General features: G+C 58.0%; 18 protein-coding genes and 1 tRNA gene. 6 read left to right on the top strand and 13 right to left on the bottom strand.

From position 1 onward, the window contains the following. Positions 1 to 29 precede the first annotated feature (29 nt). A complete protein-coding gene (locus tag SH139x_RS19515) occupies positions 30 to 647 on the top strand; it encodes a DUF4332 domain-containing protein (RefSeq protein WP_488351443.1) in 618 nt (205 codons plus the stop codon). On the opposite strand, the gene SH139x_RS19510 is transcribed toward SH139x_RS19515, so the two are convergent. The 4 genes from SH139x_RS19510 to SH139x_RS19495 all read right to left on the bottom strand — a co-directional run bounded on the left by SH139x_RS19510 (position 625) and on the right by SH139x_RS19495 (position 4,997). Beyond that, entirely contained in the window at positions 625 to 1,386 is a 762-nt protein-coding gene (locus SH139x_RS19510; protein WP_488351442.1) for a polyprenol monophosphomannose synthase, read from the bottom strand. The two genes, SH139x_RS19515 and SH139x_RS19510, sit on opposite strands and share 23 nt — an antisense overlap. A gap of 27 nt (positions 1,387 to 1,413) precedes the next feature. Then, positions 1,414 to 1,866: a hypothetical protein gene (locus SH139x_RS19505; protein ID WP_488351441.1), complete on the bottom strand. Its 453-nt coding sequence runs from the start codon at positions 1,864 to 1,866 to the stop codon at positions 1,414 to 1,416. Between the two features lie 2 nt (positions 1,867 to 1,868). Next, a complete protein-coding gene (locus tag SH139x_RS19500) occupies positions 1,869 to 3,965 on the bottom strand; it encodes an ExeA family protein (RefSeq protein ID WP_488351440.1) in 2,097 nt (698 codons plus the stop codon). A 204-nt stretch (positions 3,966 to 4,169) separates the two neighbouring features. Next, entirely contained in the window at positions 4,170 to 4,997 is an 828-nt protein-coding gene (locus SH139x_RS19495; protein ID WP_488351439.1) for a hypothetical protein, read from the bottom strand. A gap of 171 nt (positions 4,998 to 5,168) precedes the next feature. Here SH139x_RS19495 and SH139x_RS19490 point away from each other — a divergent pair, with 171 nt between their 5' ends. Further along, on the top strand, positions 5,169 to 5,870 hold the full coding sequence (locus SH139x_RS19490; protein WP_488351438.1) for a phosphoribosylanthranilate isomerase: 702 nt from the start codon (positions 5,169 to 5,171) through the stop codon (positions 5,868 to 5,870). Between the two features lie 289 nt (positions 5,871 to 6,159). Beyond that, positions 6,160 to 7,497: an adenosylhomocysteinase gene (gene ahcY, locus SH139x_RS19485; RefSeq protein ID WP_488351437.1), complete on the top strand. Its 1,338-nt coding sequence runs from the start codon at positions 6,160 to 6,162 to the stop codon at positions 7,495 to 7,497. 148 nt (positions 7,498 to 7,645) lie between these two features. On the opposite strand, the gene SH139x_RS19480 is transcribed toward ahcY, so the two are convergent. Next, positions 7,646 to 8,977 (bottom strand): DUF1015 domain-containing protein, encoded by a 1,332-nt coding sequence (locus SH139x_RS19480; protein WP_488351436.1) that lies wholly within the window; start codon positions 8,975 to 8,977, stop codon positions 7,646 to 7,648. A 327-nt stretch (positions 8,978 to 9,304) separates the two neighbouring features. Here SH139x_RS19480 and SH139x_RS19475 point away from each other — a divergent pair, with 327 nt between their 5' ends. The 3 genes from SH139x_RS19475 to SH139x_RS19465 all read left to right on the top strand — a co-directional run bounded on the left by SH139x_RS19475 (position 9,305) and on the right by SH139x_RS19465 (position 11,328). Next, a complete protein-coding gene (locus tag SH139x_RS19475) occupies positions 9,305 to 10,033 on the top strand; it encodes a ParA family protein (protein ID WP_488351435.1) in 729 nt (242 codons plus the stop codon). Then, positions 10,026 to 11,105 (top strand): ParB/RepB/Spo0J family partition protein, encoded by a 1,080-nt coding sequence (locus SH139x_RS19470; protein WP_488351434.1) that lies wholly within the window; start codon positions 10,026 to 10,028, stop codon positions 11,103 to 11,105. Before SH139x_RS19475 ends, SH139x_RS19470 begins: the two co-directional genes overlap by 8 nt. A 148-nt stretch (positions 11,106 to 11,253) precedes the next feature. Further along, positions 11,254 to 11,328 (top strand) — tRNA-Pro (locus SH139x_RS19465). 534 nt (positions 11,329 to 11,862) lie between these two features. Here the strand turns inward: SH139x_RS19465 and SH139x_RS19460 are convergent. From SH139x_RS19460 to SH139x_RS19425, 8 genes are all read right to left on the bottom strand, one after another. Continuing rightward, on the bottom strand, positions 11,863 to 13,170 hold the full coding sequence (locus tag SH139x_RS19460) for a BatD family protein (RefSeq protein ID WP_488351433.1): 1,308 nt from the start codon (positions 13,168 to 13,170) through the stop codon (positions 11,863 to 11,865). A gap of 8 nt (positions 13,171 to 13,178) precedes the next feature. Then, entirely contained in the window at positions 13,179 to 13,778 is a 600-nt protein-coding gene (locus SH139x_RS19455; protein ID WP_488351432.1) for a tetratricopeptide repeat protein, read from the bottom strand. Continuing rightward, positions 13,775 to 14,710: a VWA domain-containing protein gene (locus SH139x_RS19450; RefSeq protein WP_488351431.1), complete on the bottom strand. Its 936-nt coding sequence runs from the start codon at positions 14,708 to 14,710 to the stop codon at positions 13,775 to 13,777. Before SH139x_RS19450 ends, SH139x_RS19455 begins: the two co-directional genes overlap by 4 nt. Then, positions 14,707 to 15,741: a VWA domain-containing protein gene (locus SH139x_RS19445; RefSeq protein ID WP_488351430.1), complete on the bottom strand. Its 1,035-nt coding sequence runs from the start codon at positions 15,739 to 15,741 to the stop codon at positions 14,707 to 14,709. The genes SH139x_RS19450 and SH139x_RS19445 overlap by 4 nt, the downstream gene beginning before the upstream one ends. A gap of 82 nt (positions 15,742 to 15,823) precedes the next feature. Continuing rightward, the gene (locus tag SH139x_RS19440; protein ID WP_488351429.1) at positions 15,824 to 16,282 is read right to left on the bottom strand and encodes a DUF4381 domain-containing protein; all 459 of its coding nucleotides are present in this window, start codon (positions 16,280 to 16,282) and stop codon (positions 15,824 to 15,826) included. Next, positions 16,279 to 17,187 (bottom strand): DUF58 domain-containing protein, encoded by a 909-nt coding sequence (locus SH139x_RS19435; RefSeq protein WP_488351428.1) that lies wholly within the window; start codon positions 17,185 to 17,187, stop codon positions 16,279 to 16,281. Before SH139x_RS19435 ends, SH139x_RS19440 begins: the two co-directional genes overlap by 4 nt. 14 nt (positions 17,188 to 17,201) lie before the next feature. After that, positions 17,202 to 18,164: an AAA family ATPase gene (locus tag SH139x_RS19430; protein ID WP_488351427.1), complete on the bottom strand. Its 963-nt coding sequence runs from the start codon at positions 18,162 to 18,164 to the stop codon at positions 17,202 to 17,204. A gap of 135 nt (positions 18,165 to 18,299) precedes the next feature. Beyond that, a complete protein-coding gene (locus SH139x_RS19425) occupies positions 18,300 to 19,832 on the bottom strand; it encodes an arylsulfatase (RefSeq protein WP_488351426.1) in 1,533 nt (510 codons plus the stop codon). Positions 19,833 to 20,277: the final 445 nt, after the last annotated feature.

The following is a 20,277-nucleotide window of genomic DNA, read 5'->3' as shown; positions in this document are numbered from 1 at the left end:
TCGGCCATCGCTTATTGGGGAGACCAGCAATGCTCACATGGATTCGTGGCTTTTTCTCCGCCGAAAATACGACTGAAAAGTTCGTCCCCTCACAGCCGATCGCTCCTCCCTCGATTTCCCAACCTGTTTTCGCAAGCGTTAAGTCCGCAACCCAGTCCGCAACTCCCACGCTGGCTGCGGTCAGATTGGGCACCCCTGCTCAACGTCGCCAATTGCGACGACTGGGGATTGTCACCCTCGACGATTTACAGACTTGCCGGCCTCGGCAATTAGTCGCCACCGGGAAACTTCCCCCCGCGGCTGGGAAAACCTTGGCCCGTTGGCAGGCTGCCGGGAAGCTGCAGCGGGCGATTCCGCAGCTTAGCTGGCTCGATGCCCAACTGCTGGTTGCCGTTCACCGTCGTCGTCTGGCCGATCTGCAACGAGCTGATGGCGAACAGCTGCTGGCCGACATGCAACGATTTGCCATTTCGTCGGCGGGCCAATCGCTAGTTGCCGGGGCTGTGGCCAGGCAGCTACCAACGGCGGTGGAGGTGGCCGATTGGATAGCGACCGCCCGGCATTCGATCACCGACGCGCCGCTGACAACTGGCGGGCAGCAGCCAGGAAATGGACAGATGTACGTTATTGGCCGGCCAAGCGAATGATTTGGCTGGCCGCCTTGACCGCTTCCCGCAACGTCAATTTACTGCTGCCGGCGCGTCGCTCGTGGAACGTTATCGGCACCTCGGCGAAGTGCGCGTCGCGGCGCCGCAAGCGGACGAGTAGTTCCTCGAAAATCGCGTAGCCATTGCTCCGCAGGCTGGCTAAGTCGAGTTCGGCTAAGGCGGCCACTCGGTAACATCTTAGCGAGCCGCTGCAGTCGCTGACTGGCAACCTGAGAATACCAGTCGCGAATCGATTCACCAGGCGGCTCATCACGCGTCGTCGCCAAGTCCAGCCGTCGATCGAGCCTCCTTGCCCGTAGCGGGTGCCGACCACGCAATCGCGAGGTGGTCGGGCTTGGCGAGCGGTCGCCAGCAGGACTGGTAAATCCGCCGGGTCATGGCTGTGATCGGCGTCTAAATTCAGCAGCCAGTCGTATTGCTCGCCGACAGCCAACTCGATTGCCGCTCTAACTGCACCGCCGAGACCGCGGGATTGTTTACGTACCAGCACGTGAAGATGGGGTAGGTGAGCAGCCTGGGAAGCGGCCCATTCGCCCGTTCCATCGGGGGAGTCATCGTCGACTACCAAGATATCGGCCGTGGGCAGGGCCGCGTGAATCCGCTCCAGCATCGTGGGCAAATTCTGACGTTCGTTAAATGTGCAGAGGGCGACCAGCACGCGCTCTGCCGCGGCCACGGGAAGCGACGTTAATTGGTGAGTGTCCGGTGTGGGCCGCATAGCACCTGAAGCAAACTGGCTGTTGAATTAAACGGCTGCCAACAGCTGGATGTCATCCAGATGCGTCGGCGCGGTGGTCAACCTTAGCGGCTGAGCCCAGCTGGGGAAAGAGTCCTCTTGGCCGGCGATCGCCAATACCAAAGGACGGTTCTTGCCGGCAGGTCGTGACAACACCATTCTCCGCTCGACCGTGATGTCGATTCCCGCGAGCTCGTTGGCCGCCACGGCCAACCCCTGCCAGCGTTTTAAGTCACGCGACAACCGCCAGTTTTGCCACCAGCCGTAATCGCCCGCCAGCACCTCGACACGCAATGGCCGACCAGCTTGCTGGGCCACAGCTGACAGTAGCTGCAGATGAAAAGCGTCCCGCAGTATCAACCCCGGGGCGACCTCCAACACGGGAGTTTGCCCCAACTGATCGAAGGTGTGGACAATCCGCTGGGCAAGTCCGCCGAGCGGTGACGTGGCGATGATATCCATCCCTAGCCCTTTCGCAAGCGAGTCAGAATCGACTGAGCATCATGCTCCCCGTCGACTGGCTCCAGGTCGCGCGGTCCTCGCGGAGCCAGCGATTCGGGTTGATCGTCGAGCGACAAATCGTCCTCGATCACCAGCAGATCGCTGTCATCCAGCACTGTGATGTCGCCACCACTCGTCCCGCAACCTGCTTCGCCTTCGTCGGCTGCGATTCCGAGCGGCGTGTCGAGGGAAAGTTCGCTGGGCGGAACTTCCACAATGCGGGGCTGGAAATCATCCGCGTTGAACGCCTCGTTGGCTTCGGAGGAGAACTGCGGAGCAGCGGTTTCGGCCGTCGCTTCCCAGCCGGCGACCGGGTCCGCTTGCGGGGACTCATTGGCGACCATGAACTGATGGAAATCGAGTGCCCCCTCGGCAACTTCTTGGTTGATTGCGACGACTTCTTGGTGCACGGCCAATTCGTCGGCGGCCGGATCCTGAGCAAACATCTCGTTGGGGACGTCCAATCCCGCGGTAGGTCCGAAGGTTTCAATCAATTCCAATGGCCCCAATTCGCGTGAAACACCAAAGGCGGCTGGGCGGTCTGCGACAACGACCGGAATAATCTGCTCGTCATCAAAGTCGTCGCCAAACAACGAGACCAAGTCGGCGTCATCGTGAAACGCAGTTGAATTGACTTGTTGCCCGAGCGGAGTGGGATCCAATGCAACGGGCTGCACTGTTACCGGCTCGATTACGACCGGCTCCGCTGCAACCGGCTCCGCTGCAACCGGCGTTGCGGCGACAGGCTCGGCGGCGGCAGGCTCAGCCGCGACTGGCTCAGCCGCGACTGGCTCAGCCGCGACTGGCTCAGCCGCGACTGGCTCGGCGGACCAATTGAATTCCAGCGTCTCGGGATCGTAATCGGTGGTCTCAGCCAAAGGATTATGGCGTGGCGTAACGGTGGAGTCGACGGACTCGTTGTTCGCTCGCACGATCGAGAACGGCCTTGTTTCCGAGTATGATTCGGGTTCGTCGTACTCGCCTTCACTGGATACCGCGTCGTAACTGGATAGCGAATTGTCAGTGGACAGCCCGTCGAATACCTGATCGGACAAATCGCCGAGCAGGTCGTTGGGTAGAACGGTAGGAAGATCGTGGAGCAGCTCCGCGGGTTCGGGTTCCCCATACACGAACTCAATCGTGGCTGGCTGGTCACTATCTTCCTCGTCGTGGGGCAAGGCGGCTTGATCACGGGCACTGTCCCAGCTGTTGCCGCGAAACTCTTCCGGCAATCCCAAACCGGGGCCGGGCAGCTGCTGCAATTCAGCCCAGGCCTGTTCGACCACTTGGGAACTGATGGTCTTTAGGCCTGCCGACTCGGCCAGCGACACCGCGCGGCTCATCGTCTGGTTAATCAACCTGGGGATGCCATCGGACGCGAAGTAAACACTTTGCAAAGCGTGGTCATCGATCAGTTGGCTGGGATCGAGGCCGACGCGGCGGAGCGATTCGCGAACGTATTGGTACGTCTCGCCTTGGCTCAGCGGATGCAGGTAACAACGTGTCCCAATTCGCTGGGCCAGCGGCTCCATCCGTGGTTGCGCCAATCGTTCGTCGAGCGACGAAGCGCCGACCAACACCCATTGCACACGCGACTTGCCGCCCCGCACGATCCCCGAGATCATCCGCAGTTCTTCGAGCAAACGGCCCGGCAGCCCCTGAGCTTCGTCGACGATGATCAGCAGGCCGGCTTTGCTTTCCGGTCCAGTCTGAGTCGCTCGATCGATGAGTGCCAGTCGCAGTTCTCCCTCGCTGCGATCGGCGTAGGGCAGGCCGAGATGGTGCAGCAAATGTTGCAGCAGTGCCCGGCGTGTGCAAAGCCGCGTCTCTGACAACAGCACCACATCGAACTCGTTCTGGTACGCCTCCGCCAGCAGCTGACAGACTAGACTCTTGCCGGTGCCCGGAGGTCCCACCAACATTGCCGGACACTCGCGATGGTCGATGGCTTCCTGCAAACGTGCTCGTGCCGACTCAATCGCACCAATCGGCAAGTAACGCGCTGCGTTGATTGCGGCCGGAAATGGGTGTTCTGGAAAAGTCAATTTCGGTGCGTCCATGGGATTTTGATCGATTGGCGGCGGTTTGACGAGCAAAGATTACGATCACAAGGGACTCGGCGATCGCCAACTGAGTCCATTGAAACGTTGAATCGGCAAATCCGACCAACTTTCTGTAACCGAATGAGTCGTTCCGCCAAACCAATCCCAGAATTGCAAATCCATCGCGGCGTTGCTGGGAACCGGGTTGCCTTGCGGGAAACGCTAAAAGATCAACAACCCGATTGTGGCCGCGGCCATTGTCAGCTCAGTCCACTGCGGGCGACTTACTTGTCGCCAATCGACGATCGGCCACCGTTTGCCAATCCATTGCCGCGGCACGACGACTTGATGCTGACTTCGCATCACCAGTCGAGCTCGTTCTTGGGGTAGGAGTCGCTCCGCTGCCAAATAGCCCAAGCCGGCCAAGCAGCAAATGAACATCACCACCCAGGTGGCGCGTGGCTGCGATTGCGTGGGGCCAACTCGCAGTTGTGCGAAGATCGCTGGTACTGTTGGCGATGCTTCCAACTGCTCGGCCTGCTGCTGGGCCGCCAATTTACGGTCCGACCAGTAGTTGACCCAGCGAGCTCGTGACTCGGCATCACGTTCGTCGAGCTCCATTGCTGGCTGCCCCGCGTTTCCGCTGGCGGCCAATCCAGGCAGTTCAAACGAAGCTTGCGTGACTTGAGTTGTCCGCGTTGCCGAGGCAAAAGTCGGTTGGGGCTCGACCGCCTGCGCAGCGTAAAAGTCGGCGACTTCGGCTTCCCACTGGGCCGTGTAAAATGCAGCCGGTCGCAGTTGGTATTGGGGAACGCCAGCTGCTTCGATGCCAGCCAAAATCTGCGGCAGCCGTGGATCGTTGGCGGCCAAGGTAAATTGTTGACTTTCCTCTCCGCTGCCGGCTTGCCGGAGGAAAACTTGAGCCACCCCCGGACCTGGCAATACTCTTGCGGCTAACAATCCACACAGTAGCGCGAAGATAAACGGGCGGCGACGTTCGGTGGATAGCATGTTCCAGCCGGCAACTAGTTTTCTGGTCGAGTCGTGCATCGCGTCCGTTTCATCCATTTAGCTTGGCAATGGGTAAAGCTCGGCGGAGGCAAGAAATCGCAGCCCCCTATTAATCAATTACTAGAATCGACATAACCGGAATCTTCGGACCAGCCAAAAAAGAAGGTTTCTTACCGGCTGCTGATCGCACGTAACTATCAAACCCGTCGCATGCACGCTCGTTTACCTTTCACCGTTAAGATTTGCGGAGTTCGCACCGCTGAGGATCTGGCTGCGGTTCAGGCCGCTGGCGGAGACGCGGTCGGGCTCAACTTCCACCCCCCGAGCCCTCGGTACTTGCCCCCGGAAGAGGCGGCGATGTTGGCCGCCGCGGCGATCGCCGGTGGCGTGCTGCCGATCGGATTGTTTGTCAATCAGACGCGTCGGCAGCTCATCGCGACCGCCGAGCAGGTGGGGATCCGCTGGCTGCAATTACACGGCGATGAAACTCCGCAGTTTGCAGCGGAGCTGTTGGCCGCCGAATTTTGCGTACTTCGCGCGGTTCGTTTGCCCCCCGGTCCACTTGGCAGCGCGGATCTTGATCCGTTGTTGGGGCCTTGGTTGGATTTGGGCTGCCACGTGTTGCTGGACGCGGAGGTGGGTGCGCACTTCGGCGGACAGGGCCAAAAACTAGACTGGCGATCGCTGGGTGCGTGGGTCGCCAGCTCGCGATTACCTGGTGGCGCGATCGCCTTGGCGGGCGGGCTGACCCCGGAGAACGTCGCGGAGGCGATTGGTCTCAGCCGACTGCGGACGGTCGATGTGGCCAGCGGCGTGGAAATTAGCAGGGGAGAAAAATCGTCGGAGCGGATTCATTTATTCTGTCAAGCAGCCCGCGGGGCAGTTTCGGCGTTGCCCCCGGGAAGGCGATGATCAACCGGGAATTTAGCCGTGAATTCTGGCGGCATCGTGACCGGGCGTCGCAGCAGTTGGCGTGCTTGCCATTTTCATTTGGGCTTTTGCTGCTAAGATGTCATGCAGATTGAGTTTTCGCGGTTAACCCATCGGAGTGGCCGGCTGCAGTCGCGGTCTTCGTGGCGCGCTCCGAATTCAAGGGTACCAGTGTTTTGATGGTGCTGCTGTCGGGCCTGATTTTCGGGGCCGGGAGCTACACGTTCATACACCATTGCGAAACGCATACAATTATTTAGGAGAGTCTATAGTGTCACAGGTCGAAACGACCAGAGTTCCGTACAAGGTCAAGAATATCGAGTTGGCGGCTGACGGTCGCAACGAGATTATGTTGGCTGAGAACGAGATGCCTGGGTTGATGGCGTTGCGTGAGAAGTATGGCAAATCGAAGCCGCTCGCCGGTGCTCGGATTGCCGGCTGTCTGCACATGACCATCCAGACCGCCGTACTGATCGAGACGTTAGTGGAGCTCGGCGCGGAAGTTACTTGGAGCAGCTGTAACATTTTCAGCACCCAAGACCAAGCTGCCGCCGCGATCGCCGCTGCTGGAATTCCAGTCTACGCCTGGAAGGGCATGTCGGAAGAAGAGTTCGATTGGTGCATCGAGCAGACGTTGCAATTCCCTTCAGGCAAGCCTCTGAACATGATCTTGGACGATGGTGGTGACTTGACCGCCATGGTGCACGATCGCTTCCCAGAGCTGTTGACCGAAGTCCGCGGGTTGAGCGAAGAGACGACCGCCGGTATTCACCGCTTGGAAGTTTTGAAGCGAGAGGGCAAGCTGCGTGTTCCCGCCATCAACGTCAATGACTCGGCGACCAAGAGCAAGTTTGACAACTTGTATGGTTGCCGTGAGTCGCTGGCCGACGGCGTCAAACGAGCCACCGACATCATGTTGGCTGGTAAGGTTGCCGTGGTCTGCGGTTACGGTGACGTAGGCAAGGGTTGTGCCCACTCGCTGTCGCGATACGGTTGCCGTGTGTTGGTCACCGAGATCGATCCGATCAACGCTCTGCAAGCTGCCATGGAAGGTTACGAAGTGACCACCATGGAAGAGGCTTGTGAGCAAGGTCACATCTTTGTCACCGCCACTGGTAACAAGGATATCGTGCTCGGCAAGCACATGGAGAAAATGTCCAACGATGCGATCGTTTGTAACATTGGTCACTTTGATCATGAGATCGACGTCGCTTGGTTGGAAGCCGAAGTAGCCGCTGGGCGCGTGACCAAGCAACGCATCAAGCCCGCCGACATCGGTGCGGTCGATCGTTATACCTTCGCCGACGGTCACTCGATTCTGTTGTTGGCTCAAGGCCGTTTGGTCAACTTGGGCTGTGCAACCGGTCACCCCAGCTTCGTGATGAGCACCTCGTTCACCAACCAAGTCTTGGCACAGATTGAGTTGTGGAGCCGAGCCGATGAGTACTCGCTCGACATTCACGTCTTGCCCAAGCGTCTGGACGAAGAAGTCGCTCGCTTGCACCTTGGCAAGTTGGGCGTCAAGCTGACCGAACTGACCGAGGAGCAAGTCGAGTACAGCGGTATTCCCAAGGCTGGTCCTTACAAGCCTGAGCACTATCGCTACTAGGCCTGAGCATTTTATCAGCCGCTGAGCGCCAGCTCACGGTTCCGCGGAACCAGACGCCGGCCCATTCCGGCTGATTGTTTGCGGCTGACTGCGAATGACAATCGAGAGCCGGGTTCGCTCATGGTGAACCCGGCTCTTTTTTTGCTAGCTAGTAAAGTGGGTTGAACACCAACCCGCTCAGCAGCTTGGGATAGAAGTAGGTACTCTTCGCTGGCATCCGTTCGCCGTGCATGCTGATCGCCTCGACTTGAGAGACGCTGGCTGGTTGGACTAATGCCGCCATGCTGTAGTCGCCGCGACCTTCTTCCTCGCTTCGCGCGCCGCGGCCATTTAGCCCGTCAATGACTTCCTCAATCGCGTGCACGTAAGTTGGCTTGGGGTGCCCGTCCGCTTGCAGTAAGTCGTCGATTACCAAACGGTGCAGCAAGCTGACGCCCAGCCCACGCCATTCGTCGCTGTGATCGGGCTCGAGAATTCGCAACCGCTCGATCGCCAATTCCGAGGCTTGGCAGAGCAGCCATTGATCGGATGGTTTCACGTATAACGCTAGCATTTCCTGGTCGTCTTCCTCGACCATGCGTTGCCAAGCCAGGCGAGCACCATCAGCTCCCGCGGCGCACGGTTCACACATGAAGTGATCGCCCAGCCGCGCGATCAATTGCTCGGTGGTCAGTTCGGGCGTGCCTCGCAAGAGACGGTGCGTGGGTAGGACTTGCAGGCCCGGGTCATACATGCTGACCAGGGCCGCCATGATGAAGTTGGCGGGATGCTCTGCTGGCAAAGGCCCTTGGGCTTGTTCCAGTTGGTCGCGATAGTCGCAGGCGGTTTCATAGCGATGGTGTCCATCGGCGATGAACAGCGGCGACTCGCTAGCAGCCGCCACGACCTCTGTGATCACGTTCACGTTGGTCACTGGCCACACGGTATGCTGCACACCAAGGTCATCCTGGCAAGCCAACCCGGCCACGCCCGCGATGGCGGCATTAAGCGTCTGGGTAACGTGCTGCTGTTCATCGGGAAACAAGCCAAACACGGGACTCAGGTTCGTGCGGCAGGCATTCAGCAACTGCAGTCGGTCGGCCTTGGCTTTGGGGTGGGTTTGCTCATGCGGAAAGATGTTGCCAGTCCCAAAGGGTTCTAGCCGCAGGCGACAGATCACTGACCTCCGGTGATGCCGCTCGCCTTCCCACTCAAACTCTTGATGGTAAACGTAGAGCGCCGGGTCGCCTTCGGTTTGCAGCAACCCTTCAGCCTGCCAACGCTTGAGCAGTTGTGCGGCTCGTCCATAACGTTCCGACTCGCCGTCACTTGGTTGGGCGCGGTTGAGGATCAGCCGGACGACGTTGGCCTCGTGGCGGTCATAGAGTGCTTCTTGCTGCGCTGGGCTGATTACGTCGTAAGGTGGAGCCACGACCTTCGCGAGCGAACCCACGCGGCCAAGGTTGTAGCGGATTCCACGGAAGGCAGAGATCTGAGGCATCGGATACTAGCAAGTTGAGGAAAAGCGGAGCTGTGGAGAGCCTTCAAGTGTAGCCAATCTTGCCGCCTGGGAAATCCTCGCGGCGGCGAGTCGAGAATTCCTTTGCTGGCCAAGTGATTTTGGGCGTGCTTCATTTTGTGCGTGCCGGCGTGTACCAAATTGACATTCTCGAAAATGACGCAAGTGGTTAAAATCGACTGCTAAACTCTGCGACCGGTTTCATGTGAAACGGTTGGGGAAGAGATGATGGATCATTTCAACCCCGGAGGCGGAGAGCTTGGCGATAGGGGCCAATGGGTGACAGAGCGACAGGGACGGATCCTCTGCGTGGCGAACCAGAAAGGCGGGGTTGGCAAGACGACCACCGCTGTGAATCTGGCTGCTGGGCTTGCGCTGGCAGGCCACCGCACGTTGTTGGTCGACATGGATCCGCAGTGCAATGCCACTGGCGCGGTCGGTGGCTCGCCATCGGAGCATCATCCGCTGGTTAGCAGCGAGGGGATCGAAGCGAGTATCGTGGAAACCAGCCTCGAAAACTTGTTCCTGTTGCCTGGTTGTCGTTCCTTCCACGACGTCGACCAACTGGCCAGGGGCGACAGCAGCCAAGTCGAACTGCTACGCCGCCATCTCGACGCTAGCTTGAGCGATTACGATCACATTCTAATTGACTCGCCACCCTCGGTCGGTACGCTGACGCAGGCTGCCCTGGCAGCCAGCACGGAAGTCTTGATGCCGATCCAGTGTGAATATTTTGCCATGGAAGGTTTAACGCAAATGATCCACGTTATTCGTCGGATCATGCAACAGACCGACGGCAGACTCACCTTTGGTGGGATTGTGTTGACGATGTACGATCCCTATTTAGAGTTAACTCGCGAAGTGGACGAAGAGGTTCGCGAGTTTTTTGGAGACATCGTTTTTGATGTTGTGGTGCCGCGGGATGTGGCCCTCAGCGAGGCGCCCAGTCATGGGCAAAGTGTTTACCAATACGCACCGCGATCGCGCGGTGCGTACGCTTATACCCAGTTGTGCATGGAGGTACTTGGACGTGACTAACGCCCCCAAAGATCGTCGTTTAGGCCGCGGTTTAGCCGCTTTGCTCGGCACGCCGATCGATGAAGAAGGCAATCCCATGGCGGACTCCCCCAGCCCCGGCGGTGCGGCGGGTGCTGGTTCCTCAGCGGCAAAGACAAAGCCGCGAGCTGTCGCAGGGGGAGAATCGCAAGGGGATGCCAAGGAGAGTTCCGCGGGCGATGCCAAGCCGGGGCCTCAGCTTTCCGACCAGCAAATTGTCGAGATCAGTGTCTATGAGATCGAGAACAATCCCTTTCAGCCGCGTCGCGAGTTCAACGAATCAGAGATCGCTTCGCTCGCCGAGAGTTTAAAAGAGCACAAACAGCTGCAGCCGGTGTTGGTCCGCAAAGTCGGCGACCGCTTTCAGTTGATCAGCGGCGAGCGTCGTTTGAGAGCGGCCATCCACGCTGGTCTAGCCACCGTGCGTGCCGAGATTCGCGAAGCCGACGATCGCCTGGTTGCCGAGCTGGCGATCATTGAAAACCTGCAACGGAAAGATCTCAACGCGATCGAAAAAGCGATGTCCTTCCGGCGTTACATTGAGCAGCACAATTGTACGCAAGACGAATTGGGCAAGCGGTTGAAGATCGACCGCAGCACGGTCGCCAACATGATGCGCCTGTTGGAGTTGCCAGAGACCGTGTTGCAATGGGTGCAATCCGGCAAGCTCTCAGCCGGTCATGGTCGCTCGCTGTTGCCGCTCGGCGAAGAGAGCCAGCAGATTGCCCTGGGGCAGAAGATGATGGACGAGGGCTGGAGCGTGCGAACAGCGGAATTGCAAGTTGCCGAGTTGCTGAAGGCCGAGGATGACGAAGAGCTTGGTAAAGTTGGCCCCGCGGCGAATACCAAGAAAAAAACGATCACGCCCCACATCGAGTCGCTGCAGCAAGAGTTGCGGCATCAGTTGGGAACCAAAGTCGAGATTCGTCACACCACGCGTGGCAAAGGCAAAATCATGATTCATTTCGCCAATCCGGAGGAATTCGAGCGATTGCGAGCGTTGATGTCGACGCAATCCACCGGCACTCCGGTCGCTGAACTGCAGGTCGCGTGAGCATTACAGTCGTGCGGTTAGATCGGTTGTGCCAGCTGGACACAACTACAGTCAAAAAAGCTGGCGGGAAAAGCAAGAAACTGGCATTTCGCCAAACGCGAGGATCGGTATACTTGTGCGAGTGTTGAGCGAACCGCATCAACACGATCGGGGCGTGGCGCAGCCTGGCTAGCGCGTCTGGTTTGGGACCAGAAGGTCGCAGGTTCGAATCCTGTCGCCCCGACTGAAATAAGACGCACCGCTTTTCAAAGCAGTGCGTTTCTTCATAAGTCTCCTTGGTGGACCAGTTTATGCGGTGTTTTTTAAGCCCGCTCTCGGATGCCGGCCCTCGCTTCTGGGGAGACTGATGGCGGCCTACATCGCCCAAACACGGCGTTCTTGGGGAATTGCGAGTTCAAATTCAGTCACCCCGCTTCGCCTAAGGGCAACCGAGCTTCCCTTGTGAAAAGAAGTTCCAGAAACGACCACTGCGGGCATTTCGTTGGAAAATAGGTGCCCGAAACTAGCTTCGGTGTCCAGCACCACCCGCAGTTTGGGGATTGCCCAAAATGCTGAGGTTGGTCCAACCGAAGCGAGTCAGCGAGGGTTTCTCGCAGGTCGGTATCGGCGTTGGATTTGCCTTCGGGAATATCAGTCGCAGCAGGGTGTGATTGCGCTGAGTGCAATCACTCCTCTGGCATCACGGAGTTGCCGAGAGGGAAGCGCGTTAGTCATTGGAAAATACTCCACCATAATCGACAAACCCCCTGGTATCGGCTTATGGATTCAACTGGGGAAGACTTCGCGCCGCCCGATGCCCGCGGACTGTCAGCCTGATCCGGCGACGTGCTTGAGTGAAGGTGGCGGCCAGCTTTTGGCCAGCCCAAGCTCCCTGAGGCGATTCACCACCGAACAGATGCCGAGCGAGCACAGCCTGTTCCGCTTCGAGTGATGAGGCATCTCCGGCCGATCTGAAAAACTTGATACCACTGGCTCGGTGAGCACCACAAACCAACTTTTGCCACTGCAGTAACGCCGTGTAGGCATCAGCCGGTGCGTTCATGTGACAAGCTGCCAGCAGTCGCCGTGCAGCAATTTCTTCGGGGCGATTATGTCGGAGTCGCCAAGCCGACAAGAGCTTCGTTACAGTCCCTATCGACAAGAATCCGACAACCAGAATAGCCAACAGCCACCGGAACTCCGACAACCCTGATGTGGATTCGGCAGCTGCCTGGGGACCCTCCACAGTGAAAGTATTTCCGGGGACCATAGTGCGTTTGAGTTCACTCGATTGGACATCCCACCAGACGAATGACATTTCGGGCAACTGGTACGTACCAGCTTGCTCAAACTGATACTTGATCGTGTCAATTCTTTCGGCAGTTGCTTCGCCGCGTTGAATTTGATCCTTGATGATCGGATCGTCCAAATAGACGCGCACGTCGAGCGGTGCAGCGGTAGTGACCGGTGGCATCATCATGGCGGCGGTTCCAGAAACGCGTCGCGCGATCGTGCGCTCGACGATGTCACCAGCCTTGATCGGCTCGGTTGCTTCCGGGTTCCAGGACTGTGTCGATGCCAACTCCGCTGCCGAAACCAACGCCGAAAACTGCTCGGTGTCTGGCGGACGCCGAGACTCAAAAAGAAGTTCTGGAGTAGAACCCTCCATCGATTCAGGCTCCGAGGTGAACGTCTTCTTGCCTGAAAAACGGATTCGAAATGCAGGAATTACCACTTCACCGGTCTGCTGTGTATAGATGGTGAACTCGTGTTGCTGGGTGAAGTAGGAGACGCCATCGATATCTTCGTTGCCCACCAGCGGTGTCCCTGCCTTCATCACGATCGTGCGAGGTATTTTGGGTAATTCAAACGCAGCCGTGCCACTGAACGGCCCCGGTGAATAGAGAGTGACGAGCAGCGGGACGGCTTGCCCCATCCAGACGCTCTCTTCTCCAAGTTCGGCTCGGACAGGCTCCTGAGCCGTCAACAAAGATGCTGGAAGCAAACCTAGTATTGCACACAGATGGATCGTTAAGACGCGGCTACTTCGATTTTCAGTCGCCATCGGGCTGTGCCTTGTTCGCATGGTATTGCTCACTCTGAGTTCGAAGCGGGCTGACTGTCGGTGGCGAACTTGTAAGCGAACTTGGATTTCAAGAAATCTGCTGGCTTGGTCTGAACGCGACGCAACCACATGGCTTGCATTTGCGCATCTGAGAGTGGTTGCTTGCCGGTAATCTCGGTTTCCTGTCCTTCCGCCTTGTTCGCTTTGTCGAAGGTTATTTCGTCAGCGCCGAGCTTTTGATCCCCCATATCGCCGCCTTTCCTTTCGACGCTCTTCGCACGAGCGGTGGCGATTTCGCGATTCACCTGCGCGTCATTCATGTCCGGACGCAACTCCAGTGCGCGGTCGTATCTTTCGATCGCCGCTTCATACTTGCCTTGCATGACAAGACAATTACCTCGATTGAATTCGGCTTCGGGCGTCGCAACGAGTGCAAAGGTGCGTTCCGCCTTCTCAAATTCACCGGCGCGAAACCAGGCAACACCTTGCCGAACTGGATCGCGAAATGTGTCGGCCGCGGCCCGGAATTCCCCGCGATTTAAGAGTCGTTGTCCCTGCTGGTCCGGAGTAAACCACAGGTACGACCATGAAATGCTACCGATCAACAGTATTGCCGCCCAAGATTTCATCGGTTGCCCTCCGCTGAAGCGATCGGATCGACTCGCCGAAAGTCGGCCAGGCTCAACAGGGCGAGCAGCGGCACGAGCCACCAACCGGACTCGGCCCACCGAGTTCCGCTGCCGTCGGCGGCAACCCGGACGGGGGCTCTGGCCGTAGCACGCACCAGGGAATCAATATCTTGCGAATCGGCTGCGATCCGCGTGACATTGGCGCCCAATGTTGCGGCTGCATCGCTGATGGAATCAAGTTCGGGAGTGCCATCGCGCGCCACAGCCAAAAAGCTGACCACTAGAAGACTCTCCCTACGAAACTCTTTCAATGCTGCTTCATTAACGCTTGAAGCGTTGTCCGTGACGATCACCACCGAGCCGCCGACATCTCCCAAGGTCTTGGCCGCCAGATTCAATGCTTCGACAAGATTATCGCCTGGCTTTGGCATAATCGCGGGGCTGACCTCGGAGGCCATGGACGCGACCACCGACGTGTCGCGTGTCGGTGGTAGAACTAAGTGGGCTGACCCCGCGTAAGCGATCAGACCCAGCGGTTGGCCTCCGCGCCGCGAGGCAAAGTCCTTGATCTTCAGGCGGGCTCTCTCCATTCGACTCGGAGAGAAGTCGGCAAGCTCCATCGACTCATCAGCCTTCAGCACCAGCATCACCGGAACCGGGTCGTCGGCGAATGGTGAAGGCTCCGGTTTCCAAGTCGGTCCGGCCAAAGCGACAACAGCGATCAACCAAGCGGCCAGTAAAGTACTTCCACGCCAGCGTCTCCCCGCATGTTTGCCAACGAGCATCGCATTCAACAACCGCCCATCCATAACAGCCCGCCAGGCCCGTATCGGATCCTGGGCCGAGCGGACCCACCACCACAGCCAGACAACGACCGGTGTAAGCAGCAGCCAGGCGGGTCGAATGAAATGGAAGTCGCCCAGTAGATTCATTGTTCGACGGTCTCCAATTCGAAGGTCCGCGTGTTGACTCGCAACCGCCGTGTCGCACTCGGCTGCGCGCCTCGCACCTGTTCGGCAAGTATCTTCCATGCGTGAGCAGCCAGCGACACCAACAGGGCGCACGCCAACGGCCAATAGTAGAGATCCTGTCGCGGGCGATAGCTGACTGTTTTGACGTCGCGTGTTTCGATTTCGTCGAGTCGCTGATAGATCGTCGCCAATTCCTTCCGGTTCAAAGCCAAGAAGAAATCGCCTCCGGTTTCTTCGGCTACGTCCTGCATTGCCTGCTGATCAAGTTTCTCTTCGCCGACAGTTGTGGGGTCTCCGATCGCAACGGTGTGAATCGTAATGTCGCGATCTTGAGCGACCCGAGCTGCTTCTGCTGGGGGAATCAAGCTGCCAGTGTCATTTCCATCGGTCAAAGCGATCATCGTCTTCGTCGGCGCGTCGCTGTTTTCGAACAGCTGAACACCGAGTCCAATCGCATCCCCCAGGGCTGTCCGTGGCCCAGCCATTCGCACTTCAATCTGGTCGAGCAGCTCGAGGCACAAGTCCAGATCCGCAGTGAAGGGCACTTGGAGAAACGGCGCATTGCCGAAAACGACCAGCCCGACGCGATCCCCTTCCCGCTGCGAAAGGAATTCGCCCAACACTTCCTTGGCGGCTGCCAAGCGGGTGACGGCTTGGCCAGTAGTGTTCGTGAAGTCTTTTTGCTCCATTGAACCTGATAGGTCAACGAGCAGTAATAGATCTCTGATTGGAATGGTGCGTTCGATCGGCGGCTCGAGCCATTGAGGACGGGCGAGGGCTATCAGAATCAACAGCCAAACAGTACCGCTGACCCACAGCGAAACATTGGACGGCTGCCCGGCAACGGAAGATGCACCCGCGGCAACTGCCAGTCGCGGCAGAAAGGGGACTCGAACCGCTGCAGACGCCCGCGCACGCGGCGGAATCAACCACCTGACTACGATTGGCAGTGGTGCCAGTGCGAGCATCCAAAAGTGGTCAAACGTCAGCATCGGCTCGCTCCTTGCCGCGGACGACACACTCTTGAAGGCAGAGGCGATTTGGACATTGAACGAACTCGATGTAATGCCGGTCTTAGCGGGGTGGTGGTGAGGGGTGATTCTGAATCCAAACTCGGACAAACGCACTCACTTCCTCCTGAGCATTCTCCGCCGCTGACTTGGTAAAGATTCCCTCTGAAAATACCTTGGCTACGGCTTTCGGAACTGGCTGGCCACCGGTTTCCTGCAGCCACTGACACCAAGTTTTGCCGGACAGCGACGCGATCTCGCTTCGAGGATAAGCGGCTAGGGCAGTGCGTTTCAGGAGCGCCGCAATCTCAGCGATACTTTGAGCACTTTCCAGCTCTCGCACCGCTGCACGTCGGTATGCCCTCGCTTTCCGGCGACGCCACCCTCGCAAGGCTACGAACCCTGCGGCGATAACAATAGCTGCCAGCAACACCCACCAGCCGAGTGCAGGCGGCCACCATGAAACGGGCGGTGGCTGAGCGATGTCGCGTAAATTTTCAAGGCTGGCGGGATCCGAGTTCATGGGCGTCGCCCCAGTGCTGTAAGCACCTGCTGCGGTACCGGTTCGTGCGTGCAGATCGGTAGAACTGGAATTCGAATGGATCGGAGTCGCTGGCGAATTTGATCAGCTCGGGCTCGAAAAGCCATCTCGAATTGGGTGTGGAATCGGCTACCGACCGGCACAGCAACCCGACGCTGGCCGTCGGTCGCCTCCATCCGTCCGGACGTCGGTAAATGGATTCCCAAAGGATCGTAGACAAGGACTGCCAACACGTCGTTGTGAGCCACCAAGCGAGTTGCCAACTGCTGAGTCGTCGCGTCGTCGCCGTCGTAATCCGTGATCAGCACCACCAGATGATCATGCCGAGCGACCTCTGCGGCACGGCGAATTGCTCTATTGAGCGTCGCCGATGCGCCCGACTGTTGCGAAGCCTCAAGTTTGTTGTTGATGCGTACAAGCTCATGGCAAATCCGCAACACGTTGCGACGACTTCGGTGAGGCTTGATTTCCACAACATCCTGTTCACCAAAAATGATCGTCCCGACGCGGTCGCCGACGTCGATCGCTCGCCAGGCGGCAAGTGCCGCAAGTTCGGTAGCTGCAGTCGCTTTTGTCGTTCGCTGACTACCGAAGAACATCGTCGCCCGCTGGTCAACGACCAGCAAAACCGGTCGATCCCGTTCTTCGGAATAGACACGTACATGAGGTTTACGTAGCCGGGCCGTGGCCCGCCAGTCCATCGCACGGATGTCGTCACCGGGGCGATAATCTCGCAACTCTTCAAAAAGCAGGCCGCGTCCTCGCAAACGAGATGCATGGCGACCGTTCAGTAGGCTATCCACGGGCTGTTTCGGCAGGAGTGAAAAGCCGCGTGCGTCGTACTGCAAGCGTACCAGGTCGTCGAGGTTGGCGTGTACGTGAGACATCGGCATTTTCGTTTCTATGACACGACTGCGACTCGTTCGAGTATGGCAGTGACGATATCTATGCGCGACTTGCCGGCGGCTTCCGCTTCGTAGGACAAATGGACTCGATGGGCCAAGCAGGCTGGCGCGACAGCTTGGATCTCTTCCGGCGAAACGAAATCGTTTCCGCGCAACCAAGCCAGCGCCCGCGCGGCGGCATCGAGTGCGATCGTCGCCCGAGGACTTGCACCAACCTGAATCATGCTCGCCAGCTCTTCTCCGTAGCGATTTGGCTCACGGGAAGCGATCACCAAATCCACCATGTACTGCTCGGCGGGCTCAGCGACGTGGACGGCGTTGACCTCGCTGCGAGCGGCGAAAATCGTTTCCTGAGTGACGGGCTCTGGTGGTTTGCCGTCACTGCCGATCCGCTCGCTGCGGACGAGTCGCAAAATGGACAACTCCTGATCGGCGGGTGGATAGGGAACTTGAACGTAGACCAAGAACCGATCCATCTGGGCTTCGGGCAGAGGATACGTTCCCTCTTGCTCGATCGGGTTTTGTGTAGCCATTACGAGAAACAGATCGGGCAACTTGTGTGTGGTTCCAGCGACCGTCACCTGGCGTTCTTCCATCGCCTCTAACAGTGCTGCTTGCACCTTAGCGGGAGCTCGATTGATTTCGTCCGCAAGCACGATGTTTCCGAAGATCGGGCCGGGCTGAAAGTCGAACGCACCGGTCTGCTCGCGGTAAATATCCGACCCCGTCACATCGGAGGGGAGTAAGTCCGGTGTGAACTGGACCCGACCGAAGTCGCTTTTAATCAAAGTCGACAATGTCTTAATCGAGCGAGTCTTGGCAACGCCCGGCAGTCCTTCCATGAGGACGTGTCCGTTGGCGAGCAGGGCAACCAGCAGTCGCTCTACCACCGTCTCCTGACCGATGACTGCGGCGTTCATCGCGGCACGAATCTGTTGGATGGCGTCACGAGGTGTCATCGATCGTGCATTCGTTATTCAAAGTTAGGAGCGGGTGATGCGAGCAAAGAAAAGCCAGTTCGGCAACCATTTTGGTACCGAACCGGCCAATGTCTCTCCACGCATTCGTCGCCGATGCGATATCCCGCGTCGCTGCTACTGGCTACCGGGACGGCTTGTGAGTTCTTCCATCACGTTGTCCAGATTGAAAGAACCAGGCTTCTGCCGTGGGGGAAACTCCTTGAAGCTCTGCAGCCACTGACCGACATAACCGGAAGCTGGAGCGAAGACCCACATGTGCTCGACAAACCACCGATCATGCCCCATGGCATGGTCCTGGTCAGCACGTTCGAAAGGATCAGATCGCAGATCGGCGAGCATCGGGGCACGAAGCTTATCGAATGGACGTTGCCATACCGCAAGACCATGATGGTCTTGCCGGAGGAACGTGACTTTCAAATGCTTGTAGCGTAGCGCGGCAACGTTTCCGTCGTCGGTCCAATAGATAAATTCCTTACGAGGCGATTCATCAACGTCCCCTTTGAAGTAAGGCAACATGTTGTAGCCGTCGAGGTGAACCTTGTATTCACGATTGATGGCGCTATAGCCGCCCTGCTTAAGCTTGTCCTTAGTGTCAGTTTCACCCACGGCAGCCATGAGGGTCGGAAGCATATCTTCGTGGGCGCAGATGCCGTTGAGCTTGGAACCAGGCTCGATCACACCAGGCCACTTAATCATGCACGGGACTCGATAGCCACCTTCCCACTGAGTGTTCTTCTCGCCGCGGAAAGGGGTTGTGCCGCCGTCGGGCCAAGTGAAGGTCTCAGCGCCATTGTCCGTCGAATACATGATGATCGTGTTGTCTGCGATGCCAAGTTCATCGAGCTTATCGAGCAGTTGACCAACGTGACCGTCATGTTCCACCATGCCATCAGGATAGATGCCGCGGCCGGTCTTACCCTCCGACTCCGGCTTGAGGTGGGTGAAGATATGCATCCGCGTGGAGTTCCACCAAAGGAAGAAGGGCTTATCTGCCTTATCTGCTCGATCCATGAAGTCCAACGCAGCCGTCGTCGTCTCGTCATCCACGGTCTCCATTCGTTTGCGGCTGAGCGGACCGGTGTCCTCAATATTTCCGTCAGCGCTTGACTTGATCACACCTCGAGGGCCAAACTTCTTCTTGAATTCCGGGTCCGTCGGGTAATCGGCAAGCTCAGGTTCCTCCTCCGCGTTGAGGTGGTAAAGGTTGCCGTAGAATTCATCGAATCCGTGGTTTGTTGGGAGCATTTCATCTCGGTCGCCAAGATGATTCTTGCCGAATTGGCCGGTCACGTAGCCATGATTCTTGAGGAGACCAGCGAGGGTCGGATCCTCTACCCGCATTCCCTCAGGAGCTCCCGGCAGGCCGACCTTCGTTAGACCCGTGCGGATCGGAGACTGTCCCGTGATGAAAGCCGCGCGACCAGCAGTGCAACTTTGTTGGCCGTACCAGTCGGTAAAAATGGCGCCTTCTCTGGCAATTCGGTCGATGTTCGGCGTCTGATACCCCATCATGCCCTGGTTGTAGGCACTCGGATTCCAATAGCCGATATCGTCGCCCCAAATAATGACGATGTTTGGCTTATCCGCCGCGTCGGCCGAGACCGCTAGAAATCCGCTGAGCAGCGTGATGAGAACGCAATTTTTCATTTGGTAGAACTTTCATGGGATGATTGTATCGATACCGTGTCGGAAGTTTAAGTCAATCCTGGTTGAAGTCAAGCGAAAGCAGCAACAACACCGAGCATGAAACTAGCGAACGTCAGACCCACCAACCCACGTGAAATTGACGTTGTTGGGGGTAACCCCAACCCGACCGTACGTCGCATTGCTCCTGGGCTTCGTTCGACGTCGACATTCCATCCACCGGCGAACACAGATCCACTGAAATACACCTCGAGCAAACTAAACGGTCTGAACTCACCCTTAGTCGATCTCGGTCAGCTTTCGTGTTGGCGGTTGCATCGCCCGCCAGCAAGAAGCTCTTGGCCTAACTCGCATCTGTGTCTGCAAGCTGGAGACACCGACGCGCCGAAACGCCAATGGCGAGCATGCTCCGGCTTCATCGACCGGAGCGTCGCATCGATCGCGAGTT

It is taken from the genome of Kothea flammea (assembly GCF_052161645.1).
GTDB lineage: Bacteria > Planctomycetota > Planctomycetia > Pirellulales > Pirellulaceae > Laterigemmans.
Note: the sequence above shows the minus strand (reverse complement) of the source record. Positions and strands in the feature narration are given on the sequence as shown.

What these genes read in the sequence shown, in the direction of transcription:
- SH139x_RS19455 (WP_488351432.1), bottom strand. Translation starts at nt 13,778, where the DNA reads ATGAAATCTTGGGCGGCAATACTGTTGATCGGTAGCATTTCATGGTCG.
- SH139x_RS19425 (WP_488351426.1), bottom strand. Translation starts at nt 19,832, where the DNA reads ATGAAAAATTGCGTTCTCATCACGCTGCTCAGCGGATTTCTAGCGGTC.
- SH139x_RS19450 (WP_488351431.1), bottom strand. Translation starts at nt 14,710, where the DNA reads ATGAATCTACTGGGCGACTTCCATTTCATTCGACCCGCCTGGCTGCTG.
- SH139x_RS19500 (WP_488351440.1), bottom strand. Translation starts at nt 3,965, where the DNA reads ATGGACGCACCGAAATTGACTTTTCCAGAACACCCATTTCCGGCCGCA.
- SH139x_RS19430 (WP_488351427.1), bottom strand. Translation starts at nt 18,164, where the DNA reads ATGACACCTCGTGACGCCATCCAACAGATTCGTGCCGCGATGAACGCC.
- SH139x_RS19460 (WP_488351433.1), bottom strand. Translation starts at nt 13,170, where the DNA reads ATGCGAACAAGGCACAGCCCGATGGCGACTGAAAATCGAAGTAGCCGC.
- SH139x_RS19515 (WP_488351443.1), top strand. Translation starts at nt 30, where the DNA reads ATGCTCACATGGATTCGTGGCTTTTTCTCCGCCGAAAATACGACTGAA.
- SH139x_RS19445 (WP_488351430.1), bottom strand. Translation starts at nt 15,741, where the DNA reads ATGCTGACGTTTGACCACTTTTGGATGCTCGCACTGGCACCACTGCCA.
- SH139x_RS19435 (WP_488351428.1), bottom strand. Translation starts at nt 17,187, where the DNA reads ATGTCTCACGTACACGCCAACCTCGACGACCTGGTACGCTTGCAGTAC.
- SH139x_RS19505 (WP_488351441.1), bottom strand. Translation starts at nt 1,866, where the DNA reads ATGGATATCATCGCCACGTCACCGCTCGGCGGACTTGCCCAGCGGATT.
- SH139x_RS19490 (WP_488351438.1), top strand. Translation starts at nt 5,169, where the DNA reads ATGCACGCTCGTTTACCTTTCACCGTTAAGATTTGCGGAGTTCGCACC.
- SH139x_RS19440 (WP_488351429.1), bottom strand. Translation starts at nt 16,282, where the DNA reads ATGAACTCGGATCCCGCCAGCCTTGAAAATTTACGCGACATCGCTCAG.
- SH139x_RS19480 (WP_488351436.1), bottom strand. Translation starts at nt 8,977, where the DNA reads ATGCCTCAGATCTCTGCCTTCCGTGGAATCCGCTACAACCTTGGCCGC.
- SH139x_RS19510 (WP_488351442.1), bottom strand. Translation starts at nt 1,386, where the DNA reads ATGCGGCCCACACCGGACACTCACCAATTAACGTCGCTTCCCGTGGCC.
- SH139x_RS19495 (WP_488351439.1), bottom strand. Translation starts at nt 4,997, where the DNA reads ATGCACGACTCGACCAGAAAACTAGTTGCCGGCTGGAACATGCTATCC.